General features: G+C 71.8%; 12 protein-coding genes and 1 pseudogene. 8 read left to right on the forward strand and 5 right to left on the reverse strand.

All coding sequences use genetic code 11. The features are described 5' to 3' along the window. Both ACFY60_RS23110 and ACFY60_RS23115 read right to left on the reverse strand, forming a co-directional pair. Positions 1 to 704, reverse strand: a pseudogene (locus ACFY60_RS23110) (hypothetical protein); the annotation flags it as partial. A 251-nt stretch (positions 705 to 955) separates the two neighbouring features. Then, complete coding sequence (locus tag ACFY60_RS23115) at positions 956 to 1417, reverse strand: hypothetical protein (protein WP_388613079.1); 462 nt, start codon at positions 1415 to 1417, stop codon at positions 956 to 958. A gap of 886 nt (positions 1418 to 2303) precedes the next feature. On the opposite strand from ACFY60_RS23115, the gene ACFY60_RS23120 reads away from it, so the two are divergent. Next, on the forward strand, positions 2304 to 2747 hold the full coding sequence (locus ACFY60_RS23120) for a DUF6003 family protein (protein ID WP_388613077.1): 444 nt from the start codon (positions 2304 to 2306) through the stop codon (positions 2745 to 2747). A 134-nt stretch (positions 2748 to 2881) separates the two neighbouring features. Here the strand turns inward: ACFY60_RS23120 and ACFY60_RS23125 are convergent, their stop codons facing one another. Both ACFY60_RS23125 and ACFY60_RS23130 read right to left on the reverse strand, forming a co-directional pair. Continuing rightward, positions 2882 to 3448 carry a GNAT family N-acetyltransferase gene (locus ACFY60_RS23125; protein ID WP_388613076.1) on the reverse strand — a complete coding sequence of 189 codons (567 nt, stop codon included), beginning with the start codon at positions 3446 to 3448 and terminating at the stop codon, positions 2882 to 2884. A gap of 317 nt (positions 3449 to 3765) precedes the next feature. After that, on the reverse strand, positions 3766 to 4236 hold the full coding sequence (locus ACFY60_RS23130; protein WP_388613494.1) for an ATP-binding protein: 471 nt from the start codon (positions 4234 to 4236) through the stop codon (positions 3766 to 3768). Positions 4237 to 4707: 471 nt separating this feature from the next. On the opposite strand from ACFY60_RS23130, the gene ACFY60_RS23135 reads away from it, so the two are divergent. The 4 genes from ACFY60_RS23135 to ACFY60_RS23150 all read left to right on the forward strand — a co-directional run bounded on the left by ACFY60_RS23135 (position 4708) and on the right by ACFY60_RS23150 (position 10946). Next, positions 4708 to 5247, forward strand: coding sequence for an ArsR/SmtB family transcription factor (locus tag ACFY60_RS23135; protein ID WP_388613074.1), 540 nt, complete (start codon positions 4708 to 4710; stop codon positions 5245 to 5247). Next, positions 5244 to 6539, forward strand: coding sequence for an MFS transporter (locus ACFY60_RS23140; RefSeq protein WP_388613072.1), 1296 nt, complete (start codon positions 5244 to 5246; stop codon positions 6537 to 6539). The genes ACFY60_RS23135 and ACFY60_RS23140 overlap by 4 nt, the downstream gene beginning before the upstream one ends. A gap of 621 nt (positions 6540 to 7160) precedes the next feature. Further along, entirely contained in the window at positions 7161 to 7490 is a 330-nt protein-coding gene (locus ACFY60_RS23145) for a trypco2 family protein (protein WP_388613071.1), read from the forward strand. Between the two features lie 177 nt (positions 7491 to 7667). Next, the gene (locus ACFY60_RS23150) at positions 7668 to 10946 is read left to right on the forward strand and encodes a tetratricopeptide repeat protein (protein WP_388613069.1); all 3279 of its coding nucleotides are present in this window, start codon (positions 7668 to 7670) and stop codon (positions 10944 to 10946) included. A 134-nt stretch (positions 10947 to 11080) separates the two neighbouring features. On the opposite strand, the gene ACFY60_RS23155 is transcribed toward ACFY60_RS23150, so the two are convergent. Then, positions 11081 to 11995 carry a LysR family transcriptional regulator gene (locus tag ACFY60_RS23155; protein WP_388613067.1) on the reverse strand — a complete coding sequence of 305 codons (915 nt, stop codon included), beginning with the start codon at positions 11993 to 11995 and terminating at the stop codon, positions 11081 to 11083. Between the two features lie 64 nt (positions 11996 to 12059). On the opposite strand from ACFY60_RS23155, the gene ACFY60_RS23160 reads away from it, so the two are divergent. From ACFY60_RS23160 to ACFY60_RS23170, 3 genes are all read left to right on the forward strand, one after another. Then, positions 12060 to 12812 carry a hypothetical protein gene (locus tag ACFY60_RS23160; RefSeq protein ID WP_388613065.1) on the forward strand — a complete coding sequence of 251 codons (753 nt, stop codon included), beginning with the start codon at positions 12060 to 12062 and terminating at the stop codon, positions 12810 to 12812. Between the two features lie 52 nt (positions 12813 to 12864). Then, positions 12865 to 13467, forward strand: a complete 603-nt coding sequence (locus ACFY60_RS23165; protein WP_388613064.1) for a gamma carbonic anhydrase family protein — start codon at positions 12865 to 12867, stop codon at positions 13465 to 13467. A gap of 274 nt (positions 13468 to 13741) precedes the next feature. Then, positions 13742 to 14935, forward strand: coding sequence for a PP2C family protein-serine/threonine phosphatase (locus ACFY60_RS23170; protein WP_388613062.1), 1194 nt, complete (start codon positions 13742 to 13744; stop codon positions 14933 to 14935). The last annotated feature ends 1 nt before the right edge of the window (position 14936 follow it).

The following is a 14936-nucleotide window of genomic DNA, read 5'->3' on the forward strand; positions in this document are numbered from 1 at the left end:
ATCCGGACACGGTGGTTGTGACTGTCGGCGATGTAGAGATTGCCCGACTCGTCGACCGCCACTGCCTGCGGACGGTTCAGCTGGGCCGAGACCGCAGGACCGCCGTCCCCGGCCGATCCCGCGATCCCGGTCCCCGCGACCGTACTGATCTTGCCGTCCGGGGTGACCCGACGGACCCGGTTGTTGTTGTACTCGGCGATGTAGAGGACGCCGGTGCTGCTCACGGCCAGCCCGAACGGAACGTTCAACTGGGCGGAGGCGGCGGGGCCCCCGTCCCCTCCGAAGCCTGCCCTGCCGGTGCCCGCCACCGTACTGATCGTTCCGTCGGCCGTGATCCTTCTGACCCGGTGATTGCTGGAATCCACGATGTAGACGGTGCCGGCGTCGTCCACGGCCACGTCGCGCGGCCAGTTCAGCTGAGCGGAGGCGGCGGGACCGCTGTCCCCCCGGTAGCCCGCGGTACCGGTCCCCGCGATCGTGCTGATCGTTCCACCGGCTGAGATCTTCCGGATCCGGTGGTTGCCGTGGTCGGAGAAGTACAGGGCGCCGGTGCCGTCCAGCGCGATTCCGTACGGATAGTTCAACTGGGCCGCGAGGGCGGGTCCGTCGTCTCCTCCGGACCCGCCGGCCCCGGTTCCCGCGATCGTGCTGATCGGAGGAGTGGAGTTGTCTCCCGCTGTGGGCTCCGCCTGGGTGGTGCTCATCTTCGTCCCTTCGCCTGCCCCGTGGTGCATGGCTTCATCGGATTTCAGAAATAAGTACTGGTGTCGAGCAGGGGAAAGTGCTTTCGGGTGTTCCGCCGTGCAACTCGCCGAGAGAAGAGACGGGCAACTGGCTGCCGACTCCGAAAGCGCCCCCGCCGAAAGGTGAAGCGGCCGGTACGTCGCACGGCGTGACTGCCACCGCGGTCGGCCTCACGACCATGTGCCCGGGCCCAGGGGACACAGATGCCCGGTCAGAGGTTGTACCGGTCGATCTTCAGCACCCAGTTCTGGAAACCCGCCGTCGCTCCGGTCGAAGCCTGCACCTTCACCCGGGCGGTGACGTCTCGGGTGGGGAAGGCGGGCGGGAATTCGGCGACGCGGATCATCGTGTGGGACGACCACTCCGGGTTGCCGCGGGCCGTCACGAAGCGGTGGTTGGCGCTCACCGGTGCCGCCGGGGTGTTGCCGAAGAACACGGTGGCGCTGACGACCGCGTTGTTGTCGGGGTGCGAGGCGAGAGCCTCGGCACTGAACGTCGCCACGAAGATTGCCCCGTAGGAGGCAGTGCCCTGGCCGATGGCCAGATCGATGGCGGCACCGGGCAGGTCGGTCCAGGTCCCTACGGCGGCTTCCCAGCGGGTCTCGTTCCAGACGAGGACGGTGTCGTCCGGTGCGCGATTGGTGGCCAGGGAGGTCAGGGCGGGGGTGCTCATCAGATGCGCTTCCTCTGCGTCGACGACAAGAAGGATGTGTCGTGCCGAGGACTCCCCCTCCGGAGCGGCCGTGATTCCTCATATCGGAACGCGGAGTGCTCAAAAGAAGCCACTCGTGCAGGGCGTCGGTCAGGAGGCCTTGCCGTGAATTTCCTGAAGTGGTCACGTCCTGTCGCAATGCGCCCCAATCGATTCTTCGATGATCAAAGAATCGATTCGGCGTCAGGGATTCAGGAGCGACGTGGAGCGTGTGCGATGAGCGCCCCTGCACGCACATCTGACTCAATATGTCCCACCCGAACGATAACCGGATGTGAAACGTGCGCCCTGAGCAGGCCTTCGTGAAGCGGCCCCGTAGTCGGGGCCGTTGAAGGAGGATGGGTGATCGCCTGAGATGCTGGCGGCATGATCGTTCCCTTCCTTGTCGGCAGTGTCGTCCTGACCGGTGTCCTCACCGTGGCTGTGTGGGTCTGCATCACGTTCGTGTGGGCTTGCCGGGAGCGGCGGCGCACCTGAACCTTGAGCGGACGTCATGCCCCCGACTCCACCACTTCGCGCTGTGCCCCGGACTGTCGCCCCGGGCCCTCCAGGGACGTAGCCGTTCGTCTTCTCGCCGCCCTTCTCCCCTTGGGCCGTGGGGTTACTGGGCGCCGGGGGCCCGGACGACGCGGGCGGTGCCGACGGCCGGCGGCTCGCAGGACCGGCCCGCCCGCCCGCCCGACCGCTTGCACCTGCGGATCTTCTTGGTGAGACCGGGCGGGTCGGGGCTGGGGTGCGGCTCCTCACCACCCGGATCCGCCGAGTTCGGGCACGCTGAAGGCGGTGTCCGGCGCCGGAGGGGGTAGGCGGGACAGCACACGACCAACGCGTGCGCCGAGGAGAGAACATGACTGACGACGCCTACCTGTTTCTCGCGGACGGCTCGGCCACCCCGCCGGGCGCGCCGCTCGCCGCCGTGGGGGACCTGGCCTGCCTGGAAACCCCCGCCGTACGGGCCTGGCTGGACGCACACGGCGTCACGACCGCCTCGGGCGCGCTCCGGCTGCTGCCGCCCGAGGAGACGGGCGCCATCCCGGAGGGGACGGAGAAGCTGCCCGTTCCGCTGAGCGACGAGGAACTGCTCCAGCTGCGCCACGCGCTCACCCCCGGCGCCCTCGCCCGGGTGGAGGAGGAGCTGCTGGCCTACCGCGACTGCGCCGGTGACCGTGACGCGCTGCTCGCACGGGCCGTGGCGGTGGGCATCCCGCCGCACCGCATCGTGGAACTCACCGGCGAGGACCCGGCGACCGTGACCTCCGTGGCATCCGCGGCCGCGGGTCGCCGGGGCTGACGCCGCCAGGCGGAACAGGGCACGGATGGCCCGAGCGCCCGGGGTACGACCCGGACGCACCGCTCAGGTGTGAGCATTCACGAGCGGGCCGCGTACCGAGGTCGTAGGGGTCCGGAGCGGAACGTCGGCGGGGTCTAGCCCTCGTGGCCGGCTGCGGCCTGCCATTCACGGCGGAGGAGGCCGAACACCCAGGAATCGGAAACCTCCCCGTTGACGACGCAGTCCTCGCGGAGGGTGCCTTCGCGGACGAAACCGAGCTTTTCCAGGACCCGGGCGGACGCCAGGTTGCGCGTGTCGGTCTCGGCCTGGACGCGGTTCAGGTCCAGGGTGTCGAAGGCCCACCGCAGGACGGCGTGCGCGGTCTCCGTGGCATAGCCGTGACCCCACGCGGCGGCGTCGAAGGCGTACCCCAGGGACGCGCTGCGGAAGTCAGGGTTCCAGCTGGTCAGACCGCACCAGCCGAGGAACGCGCCGTCCTGGACGCGTTCGACGGCCAGCCGTGCTCCCGTGCCTTCCTCCTCGATCGTCCGGCAGACCGTGACGAAGCGCTGGGCGCGAGTCGGTTCGGTCCACGGTGAGGAGTCCCAATAGCGCATCACCTGGGCGTTGCTGTGCAGAGCGTAGAGCGAGGCCGCGTCGCTGTCGGTGAACGGCCGAAGTCGCAGGCGGGCCGTGCGCAGCACGGGGGTGGTCAAGGTCATGCGGAGTATGCTGCCGCGCCCCGCTCGGTCCTGACCATCCATTTGTTCGGCCGGTCGAGGTGCGTGTACCTGGGGAGCCGTACACCTCACGCGCCCACCGGGGATCGTCAGCGGCCCACCACCGGCCGTCCGGTACGCTCCCGGCCTTCGCGTCCACGTCCCCGCTGCCCTGCGGGTACGGCGCCTCGCGCTCCCGAACCTCGGCCGGCCCCACCGGCGCTGCCGGGCGCGTCGGCCACACCGCCACCGAGGAGCCGCCCCCGCAAGCTGACAACTCCGGTCAGGCGTACGGGCCGGGCCGGGCCTGTCCGCCGAAGCTATCCGCCCGTTTCGTCTCCGAGCGGGTCGGCCAGGGCGACGGTGGCGGTGATCCGTTTGCCGACGGGTTCGCGGTGGATGGCGAAGCTGCGGCAGAGGGCCATGACGATTTCGAGACCGTGCTGGCCGACCCGGGTGGGGTCGGCGGGGCGGGGGAGAGGCAGGTCCGGTTCGGTGTCCCACACCGTCACCTCCACAGCTTGCTCCCGTTCCTGGACCCGCAGGGTGAGCAGGAAAGGCCCCGGGGCGTGCCTGCGGGCGTTGGTGACCAGCTCGCTCACCACCAGCTGCACAATGTCCACCGTCTCGCCCGGCACTTCCTGCCCCTGGCCGATCCGGGCGTCGGCGAGGAACGAGCGCGCCAGGGCCCGGGCCGCAGCGATCTCCTCACCGCCCTCGAAGGCAGCGGAGACCGATACCGGCACCGGGTACTCCGCGAGCGGCCGAGATGCCTCGTCGCGTTCGAGCATGTTCATTCAGACCGCCTCACGTTCGAAGCACCCCCCAATAACGCACCCCGCATACCCCCGACACGGCGCCGTATGCCCCGCGCGGCTCCAGCAATCCCATGAAGCCCGACACACTGGCGGCCAGGGGGGTGAACGGCCTCCATCCCCGGGCGGCAGGGTGCGAACGGGGCCACCGCCGTCGGCCCGCTCGGGACGCCCATCCGGTGACCGCCCTGCGACGTCACCCACCGACGAGATCACGGCCCGGTACGCCGATGTCCTCGCCGGCCCGGACCCGGCACCGGGTCCCCACCACCGTGGTCCGCCCGTGCCGGTTCTGCCGCATCGGCTCCGAGAGAGGGCTCTAGGGCTCTCCGAACGCCTGGGGCCTCCCCGGCCGTTCTGCCCCCGAGGCGCAAGGGCCCAGCAGATTCTGGAGGTCCTCGCTCAATCCCCTTGCTCAATGGTCAAGAATCGTTGACCATTGCGCGCATGCCTACCGATGATCTCCCCGAGACCTTTCACGTCACCACCGACGAGCAGCTGCGCGCCGTCTCCAACCTCACGCGCCACCGGATCATGGCCGTGCTCCGCTTCGAGCCCGCGACGATCACGCAGATCGCCGAGCGGGTGGGCCTCGCGAAGGGGAGTTCCAGCTACCACGTGCGGCTGCTGGAGCGGGCCGGCCTGGTGAAGGTGGTGCGGACGCGGAAGGTGCGAGGGGTCACCGAGCGGTACTACGCGATGGCCGCCCGGTCGATCGAGCTGCCGGATCCGGGCGAGGGCGGGCCGGACGTGCTGATGCGCCACGCGGTGGCGGACCTGGAGGCAGCGCCGCTGGATGCCGAGCGCCACGTACGGATGACGCACCTGCGACTCACCGACGAGCAGTTCGCGGAGCTGGGGGCGCGGTTGGAGGCACTGGCGGACGAGTACCGGGAGCTGTCCGATCCGTCGCTCCCCGACGCGTCACTCGTCTTCGCACTGTTCCACCCGGCACAAGGCGCGCGGACGGAAGGGGACACCAAGTGACCGATAGCACTAGGAAGTTGCCGTCGGGGTTCGGACGGCTGTGGACCGCGCAGACGGTCTCCTCGCTCGGTGACGGGGTGACGCACGCCGCTCTGCCCCTGCTCGCGCTGACGCTGACGAAGGATCCGATGGCACTCGCCGTCGTCACGGCCGCCGGCACACTGCCGTGGCTGCTCTTCGGCGTGCTCGGCGGTGCGCTGGTGGACCGCTGGGACCGCCGACGCACGATGTGGGTCGTGGACGCGGCGCGTGCGCTGCTGCTCGGTATACCGGCGGCAGCGGCCGCGCTCGACGGCTTGAGCATTCCGCTGCTCGCGGCCGTCGCCTTCCTGCTCGGCCTCGGCGGACTCTTCTTCGACACGGCCGCCACGGCCTATCTGCCGGATCTGCTCGGCCGCGACCCCGCGCTCCTGGAACGTGCCAACTCCCGCCTGCGCGGCGCCCAGACCGCCATGTCCGGCTTCGCGGGTCCCCCCGCGGGCAGTGTGCTGCTCGCGCTCGGACGGGCGGTTCCGCTGCTCGCCGACGCGGTCTCGTTCATGCTCTCCGCACTGCTCGTACGCACGCTGCCCGCCATGCCCCGGCCGGTGCCGGAGGTCCGCGAGTCACTCCTCCGGCAGGCGCGGGCCGGGGCCTCGTACGTCTTCCGCGACCGGTTGCTGCTCGGACTCGCGCTCCGCCCGGCGGTCGGGAACATCGCCTTCCTCGCCGTGGAGACCGTCCTCGCCCTCTTCGCGCACGACCGCCTGGGCATCGACACCTACGGCTTCGGCCTGCTCCTCACGGCGGAGGCCACCGGCGGCCTGCTCGGGGCGGGCATCGCCTCCCACCTCGGCCGACGACTCGGCACCGGCACCGCGCTGACCTGCACAGCCGCCGTCGAAGGGCTCGCCATCCTGGGCCTGGCCACTGCCCCGAACCCGTACGTGGCCGGGCTGGCGCTCGCCGTCTGCGGGGCCGGCATGGGCGCCACGATGGTGCTCGCGCCCTCCCTCCGGCAGGCGATCGTCCCGCCCCACCTCATCGGCCGGGTCGCCTCGACCTCCCGCATGCTGGCCATGTGCGCCGCCCCTCTCGGCGCCTTCATCGGCGGCTTCCTCGCCACCACCCACGACATCCGCACCCCGCTCTACGCCTCCGGAGGCCTCCTCCTGGCGATGACGGCCGTCACCGCGTCCATGACCAGCAACCGCCGGGTCGAAGCGGCGCTGCGCGCCGCCTCCTCGGCCGCCGGTCCAGATGACTCTGCACTCCAGGACCCCGCCCAGGAGAGTGCACCCGGCGTGCTGTGACGCCTGCCGCAGGCGCGTCCCCTTCCGATGGCGACCCCTTCTGCGGTCGCACCTCCGCGCCTCGCCGGCCCCCGTCTCCTCGCCGCCGGCCGCCCCGGAGGGCGCCGGTCGGGCGCGGCGTCGCGGTCCCGGTGCTCGAAGCCCTCTCGCTGCGGGAAGACCGCCGGGAGTGGGGCACCCGGACCCTCGGTAGTCACGCGACGAGTCACACGAGCGGTCGCACAAGGACCGACCGAACCTGGTCGTTGTCGACGGTCTCCGTGATGGGCAGGGTGGCGTACATGGTGGTGTCACCCCCTCCGGTGCTCCGCGTCGCCGACTCACCCGGACGAGGCGACGTCATGAACGACAGCTCCCGGCTCCCCTGGGCATCGACGAGGAGGAAGTCCGCATGTGGCCGAGGGCCGGCCCGTTGCCTCCCGGCCCTTCTCGCCGAACCCGGGCCGAGAAGCGCGGTGTTCGTCATCGGCAGGCGGAGATCTCAACAGCGGCAATCGCCGAGAACACGGTCATCCACCCCGGGGCTGATTCGGGCAACCGTTCGTGATCGCCTGCGCGGGGCGGGCCCGTCCCCCTACTCTCGGCCTTGGCAGACGCACGGACGGCGGGACGGTGGGACACGTGGAAATCGGTTTGGCGGACGCGGTGGCGGCGGTGCGGGACGAACTGCTGGAGGCCACGGCCCGCGGCGTCGGGCAGGAGATCGCCTTCGCGGTCGGGCCCGTGGAGATGGAGTTCGAGGTGGAGCTGCGCGCTGACGCGCGGGCGAAGGCCGGCTTCCGGGTGTGGGCCGTGACGGCGGAGACGGAGGCCGGAGTGGCCCGCGGCCGGACGCACCGGGTCTCTCTCACCCTGACCCCGCGGACCCGCGCCGGCGGCGATCTGCTGGTCAGCGGCAGCCCCGACCGGCCGGCCGGACCCGGTGACGTGGGCGACCGGATCCACGACTGACCGGGCGCCGGCGTACGAAACGGGGGTGCGGTGAGGCGGGAGCGTTTGGTCGCGGTCGGGGGACCGGGCGGGCCGGGGTCGGGGTACGTGATCGGCCCGCGGCTGGTGCTGACGTCGGCCCACGTGGTCGGCCGACGCGGCGCGTTGGTGCAAGTGTTCCGCCCGGGCACGCGAACGGTGTCCGGCGGAGTCGTGGTGTGGTGCGGCACGCCCGGCGGGCGCGACGACGCCGCGCTGGTCGAGGTGGACGACGCCGGCTGGCGGCCACCGAAGGGCCAGGGGGTGCGCTGGGGCCGTCTGGTGACCGAGCAGCCCGGGCAGCCGTGCGAGACCTGGGGTGTACCCGATGTGGCGCAGCGGCCGGGAGCGGCGGTGGAGACCGCGCAGCTGGCCGGCACGGTGAATCCGGGCAGCGGTTACGTGGCCAACCGGCACCTGATGGACCTGAGCCCGCACCCGCCGGTCTGGCCGGCCGACGGGTCGTCGCCGTGGAGCGGACTGTCGGGAGCCGCGATGTTCTGCGGCCGCCTGCTGACCGGGGTGGTCGCCGCCGACGTGGGCCGCTCCGGACACGCCGCGCTCTCGGTCGTACCGGCGTACGTGCTGCACCACGACGCCGAGTTCCGCGCCGTGCTCGCCGAGCACTGCGCCGACACCATGGTGCTGGACGCGGTGGAGTTCCAGGACGTGGCCGAGGCCGAACCGGCGGCGCCGGCCGGTGGGTTGGGCTCCCCGGCGACGTTGCTGCAGGCGGGCCGACAGGTCGTCGCCTTCCACGGCCGCGAGGAACTGCTGGACCGGCTCGGTCGCTGGTGCCGCCAGGAGGGCTTCGGAAGCTGGCTGCTGCACGGCCCGGCAGGGCAGGGCAAGACCCGTCTGGCCCACCGACTGGCCGCCACGCTGGCTCCGGACGGCTGGGCGGTGCTGTGGCCGCGCACCAGTGCCGCACCGGCGGAGCTGCGCGCGGTGGGCCGGGCCGCCAAGCCACTGCTCGTGGTCCTGGACTACGCCGAAACCCGCACGGCACAGCTCGCCGCGTTGCTGGAAGCCGCCGCCGATCACAGCGGCGCCGCTCCGTTCAAGGTGCTCCTGCTCGCCCGGGCGGCGGGGGACTGGTGGACCAGCGCGCAGGCGGTGACCCGGACCGCCGAAGAGCTGCTGGACGGCACGCCGGTGGTCGCACTGCCCCCGCTCGAGCCCGATGCGGGCGTCCGCCGAGAGGCGTACCGGTGGGCGGCGGACGCCTTCGCGGCGGCGCTGCCCCAGGTGCGCGGCCGGGAGGGAACCGACTGGACGGCCGTGGCCGACGCCCTGCCCACCCCGGACGTGGACCGGGCGGGGATGGACAACGCGCTGACCCTGCACATGACCGCCCTGGCGGACCTGCTGGACGCCGCGGATCCCGACCCCACCGCAGGCGGCCCCGGCCCCTCGGCGGGCGTCGAGGACCGCCTGCTCCTGCACGAGCGCCGCTACTGGGAACAGAGTGCCGCCGCCCGCGGCCTCAGCCCGGCACTGAGCACGGCCACCCTCGATGCCGCCCTGGCCGCCGCCTTGCTGGTGGGCGCCGCCGACCATGAACAGGCAGCCGCGATCCTGCACCAGGTCGGCGGCCTGGCCGACCAGCCGCGCGATCGCCGCGATGCCGTCCTGGCCTGGATCACCGCGCTCTATCCGCCACTCGATTCGGGCCCCTGGGGCAGTCTGCAGCCCGACCGGCTGACGGAGCGTCTGATCGGCCGCCGCCTGGAGGCGCACCCGGAGCTGGCCCACGACCTCGTACCGGCCGTCACCACGGAGCAGGCGAGCCGCATGCTGACCTTCTACAGTCGCGCGGCCGCCCACCCCGTCTTCGCGGGGCGGCTCGACACACAGCTCACCGAGCTGTGCCTCCGGCACCGCACCGCCCTGGCCGTGACCGCGATGAACACGGCCACCCAGGTCGAGCATCCCGGCCCGCTCCTGGCCGGCCTGCAGCGGATCACCGAGGACCCCCGGACCTCGCTGGACACGCTCCAGCAGCTCAACGACGGTGTCCCGCGCAGCCAACGGCTGGCCGTCTGGGCGTGCGACCTGACCCGTCACCTGATCGACCGGCAGCGAAACCTGGCTCCCGGCCCCGACCTCGTATGGCTGCTGTACACGCTCTCCGGCCGCCTCTCGGCACTCGACCGGAGGGCGGAGGCCCTGGCCCCGGCGGAGGAAGCCGTGGCCGTCGCCCGTTCCCTCGCCGCCCCCGTCCCCCTGATCGTGAGCCTCAACACGTACTCCGACCGGCTGAGCGACCTGGGGCGCCGCGAGGAGGCCCTGGCCGCCGTCGCGGAGGCTGTCACCCACGCACGCGACTTCGACGGCGGCCACAGCCCCGACCTCGTGGAAAGCCTCAACAACCTCGCCGACCGGCTCAGCGGCCTCGGGCGCCGGGAGGAGGCGTTGGCCGCGTCCGAGGAGGCGGTGCGCCTGCGCCGCGGTGCCGGAGCCACCACGGACCCCGAGCGTCGTCAGCTCGCCCGAAGCCTGAGCGTCCACGCGCAGCGGCTGTGGGACATGGGCCGGAAACAGGAGGCCATGGAAGCCCTCTTCGAAGCCGCTCGGGTGTACAGCGCCATGGCCGACGCACGATCCGCGTACTCCGCCGGTCACATCGCGACGCTGAAGGAAATGGCCGTCAAGGGTGCGGAGATGGGCTGGCTGTCGGGGGCCCTGTCGGTGGCCGAGCACGTGGTGCAGATCAGCCGTGCCATGGCCAAGTCCCGCCCCGACGCCCATCTGCCACAACTGGCCGAGAGCCTGGGACGGCTGGCCTGGGCGCTGGAGGACGCGGGCCGGAAGGAAGAGGCCGTCGCGGCCGCCGAGGAGGCCTTGCGGATCCAGCGCGGTCTGGTCGCCATCCATCCCGACGCCCACCTCATGGGACTCCACGCGACCTTGAGCACGGTGGCCGCTGTGTACTCGGCCTTGGGCCGGACGGAGCAGGCCCTGGCCGCCACCGAGGAGTGCGTACGGATCCTCCGCGGCCTCGCGCGGGCCTATCCCGGCGCCCACCTCCACCAGCTGCCGATCTCTCTGCACACCCTCGGCACCCTCCTCGCCGCCCTCGGCCGCAAGGAGGAGGCCCTGGCTGCGACCGAGGAAGCCCTCGCCATCCGCCGCACCCTCGCCTCCCGTGACCCGCAGGCCCACCTGCCCGGTCTCGCGAGCAGCCTGATCGCCCTGACCAATCGGCTGGAGCAGTCAGGCCGGCCGCAGGACGCCCTCGCCGCCGTCGAGGAAGCCGTCTCCGTCTACCGTGTCCTGGCAGCCGCCCGCCCCGACACCCACGTCCCCGACCTCGCCAAGGCCCTGTACGCCCTCTCCCGCAGACTCGAAGGGCTGCGCCGGTGGGACGAGGCGCTGACCGCGGTGCGCGAGGCCTTCCGCCTCATGCCGGAACTGGCGCTGTACGAGCGGCGCTGATCCGGCGAAACGGACCTGCGGGTCCCGGCGGCGTGGAGGAACCCGGCACTCCAGGGGCCGGGACCCGCCCCCGCAGGCGGGCGGGGTCCGGCCCCTGGACGCAGAGGACCAGGGTGAGGAGAGCGCGCAGGCGTTCAGGACGGCGGAAAATACGTGGTCCGGTGCTGTTGCGCTGCCGTACGTAGTGCCGCGGTGACGGCTGCGTTCGTCGGGTTGGTCGCTTCGGTGTGACGGGTCGCGGCGAACAGGAGGCGCGTGATCGGGTGGTCCTCGATGGGCGCCGTGCGGATTCCGGGTGTGGCGGGGGCGATGGCCGTTCGGGGGATGAGCGCGGTGGCGAGGCCGGCTTGCGCGAGGGCGAGCTGGGCGGCGATGTCGGCGGTGACGTAGCGCGTCGTGGGGGTGAAGCCGGCTCGGTGGCAGGCGTGCAGGATGGCCTGCCCGCAGTCCGTGGTCGCCGGTGGCACGACGAGGTCGTGCGAGGCCAGTTCGCGAAGGGCGACCGGACGGTCGTCGAGTCGGTCGGCGGTGACGATGAGCAGCGGATCGTCGATCAGTGGCGAGACCGCAACGCCCTTGGGTGAGGTCTCCGGCAGGTGGTGGTAGCGCTGCCCGAGCACCACGTCGACGGTGCCGAGCGTGAGTTCCCGCAGTTGTGCCTGATCGGTGACGAGACAGGTCACGGCGAGCTGCGGATGGTGCGAGCCCAGTGCGCTCAGCGCGGGGGCCACGATCCTGGCGACGGTCGACGGCAGCGCGGCGAGCGTGACGGTGGCGCCGACCGTGCCCTTCACCGCTGCGACGGCGCTTTCGGCTTCCTCCATGGCGGCGAGGATCCGGTCCGCGTGTTCGACGAGGACGCGGCCCGCCTCCGTGAGTGCGACGGTTCGTCCGTCAGGACGCAGGAGATCCACCCCCACGTCGTGTCGCAGCGCGGCCAGCTGCTGGGACACGGCACCGGCGGACAGCGCCAGGGACTGGGCGGCCGCAGTGATGGAGCCGCGGGCGGCGACGGTCTTGAGCATGTGAAGACGGCGGATGTCCAACATGACTCGATAGCTTACCTAAAGGGTCCCCTCAATAATCGCCCCCTTGACCTGATGAATTGGCGTGATGGATCTTCAGCACATGGAAATTCTCGACTGCGTCTCCGCGGTTGCCCGGCCCCTTCACGACTTCGGCGACGAGTTCATGTCCGACGACGCCACCGCCGCCGTCGGCCTGCGCGCCGGGTTCGCCCCGGGGCGCGGCTTCTACTGCCGCGGCCGGTTCGGCGTGCTCGGCGAGGTGCCGGCCCCGGTGGTCCAAGCGATCCAGGGCTTCCTCGGCCCTGAGCTGGTCATCGCCGGCTGGCGGGCCGGACGACCCGTGATGCCGCCGGAGGAAGCCGCCGCCTGCTACGCGCAGGCCGTCCGGGCATGGGGACGCGCCCACATTCCCGAGCGAGCCGATGTGGAGCGCTTCAACCGTCTGGCACAGCGGCTGATCGACGCCGCCGACGCCGACGCACTGCCGCTGTTCGCCGGATGGCGCGCGCAGCCCGTACCCGCCGACGACCCGGCCGGCGCGGCGATGCAGCGCATCCACGTCCTGCGGGAACATCGCGGTGCCTGCCATCTGGTGGCGGTGCGCCTGAGCGGGCTGAGCGCCAGAGAGGCGATGGTCGTCAACCTCGGCGTCGAGCAGGCGGCCCGCTACGGCTGGGGAGAGCCGCAACCCGTCGCCTCGTCCCTGGTCCCCCGATGGCAGCGCGCCGAGCGGCTCACCGACGAGTTGCAGGCACCGCTGTACGCGACACTGACCGACCGGGAACGGGCCGAATTCGCCCAGTGCGTCGCCGCGTTGACAGGCTCCGCGTCCTCATGACCGAATGTGGAGCACACCCGCAGGTCCACGGAAGGACGGCTTGATCGTGGCCATGCTCATCACTCATGAGGGTCGTTCGCCCTCCGTCCACCCCTCGGCCTATGTCGCTCCGACCGCCACACTGTGCGGGGACGTGCGGGTGGGGGCCGGGTGCCGGGTGCTGTTCGGCGCGGTGCTCACCGCCGAGGGCGGGCCGGTGGAGCTGGGCGAGGGAGGCATCGTGATGGAGAACGCGGTCCTGCGCGGTACCCGACGGGATCCGCTGGTCCTGGGGCGGCAGGTCCTGGTGGGCCCCACCTCCTACCTGACCGGCTGCCGGATCGAGGACGAGGTCTTCCTGGCCACCGGCAGCCGCGTCTTCAACGGGGCCCGGATCGGTACCCGCTCCGAGGTGCGGATCAACGGCATCGTGCATCTGCGCACCGTGCTGCCCCCCGACTCGATGGTGCCGATCGGCTGGGTCGCCGTCGGCGACCCGGCGCGCATCCTTCCGCCGGAGGACCACGACGGAATCTGGGCGGTGCAGAAGAACCTGGACTTCCCCGGCTACGTCTTCGGCCTGGACCGCCCGGTCGACGGCGAGAGCCTGATGCCGGCCATCTCCGAGCGCTTCGGCCGCGCCCTCGGCCGCCACGGCGACGACCGACAGATCTGAACCCGCCGGAGCACCCCCGTCCCCACCCTCCACCGCCCGCGCCGCCGCGCGGAACGTAGCCCTTTCGTCAGCACCAGCGCTGCTGTGTGACCTGAGCTGCGGCGGCATCTTGCGGCCGCCACGGCCGCCGAGGAGGGCTCATGGTTACCGAGTGGACGGTGGATGATCGGTCGGCGCATCGGCTTTTTCGGAGGCGTGCGGACTGCGGCAGGTGCCGAGGCTGTGATGCCCGGGGCTCGGCGGGGAAGGAGGGTGGTGACCGAGGGAGGCTGTGGTGGAGCGTGATCGGATCGGGTTGGCCGGGGTGCTGGCTGAGGCGGAGGCCGCAGCGCCGATGCGTTCCCTGGACGTCGTGGCACAGAATCTGCGCGAGCGGTTCGGTGCGCGTTCTGTGTCGTTCCTGTTCGTCGATGTCGTCGGCCGACGTCTGCTGCGCGTCCACGAGGAGAAAGCACCGCGCCGCGAGCACGACGCCGATCAGGTCCCCCTGGCCGGAAGCGTCTACGACGAGGTATTGCGCGGCCAGAAACTGCTGCAGGTGCCCGAGGGGGCGCGCGGGCAGCGGGTCCTCGTCCCGGTCACCAACCGGGGCGACGCCATCGGGGTCCTGGAGCTCTACCTCACCTACGTCACCCAGGACGTACTGGAGCAGGTCGAGGAGGCTGCGCACGCGCTGGCGTACATCATCGTCACCGACCGCCGCTTCACCGACCTCTACTACTGGGGCAACCGCACCGCCACGGTGAGCCTGGCCGCAGAGATCCAGCGCCAGCTCCTGCCCTCGGCGCCCTCCTGCGATGCCCCTGAGTTCGCTCTCGCGGGAGCCCTGGTCCCGGCTTCCGACATCGCCGGCGACACCTACGACTACAGCCTCGACCACAACACCCTGCACCTGTCCATCACCGACGCGATGGGCCACGACGTCGACGCCTCCCTCATCGCCACACTCCTGGTCAACGCCTCCCGCGGGGCCCGCCGCGCCGGCACCGACCTTGCGGAGCAGGCCCGCCAGACCCACCAGGCCATCCTCGACCACGGCCGCCGCACCTTCGCCACCGGGCAGCTCCTGCGCATCGCCCTGGACGGGACCAGTGCCCAGCTCGTCAACGCCGGCCACCTCTGGCCGCTGCGGCTGCGCGACGGCATCGTCAGCGAGATCCCGCTGCGCGTCAACCTGCCCTTCGGCGTCCCCGCACAGGGTGCTTACGAGGTGCAGGACATCGACCTGCGCCCCGGGGACCGCATCGTGCTGTACACCGACGGCATGCAAGAACGCCAAGCCGGCGACGTGGACCTGCCGGGCATCATCCGTCACACCGCCACCGAGCACCCCCGTGAAGCCGTACGCGCCATGGTCACCGCGGTCACCGACGCCTGTGAAGGCAACGTCAGAGATGACGCCACCGTGCTGTGCCTGGACTGGCACGGCCCCCGCACCGCACCCCACAGCGGGAACGCAGACGCCTGAC

Origin of the sequence: Streptomyces sp. NPDC012827, from assembly GCF_042900905.1 — a bacterium.
In the GTDB taxonomy this organism is placed as follows: domain Bacteria; phylum Actinomycetota; class Actinomycetes; order Streptomycetales; family Streptomycetaceae; genus Streptomyces; species Streptomyces gulbargensis.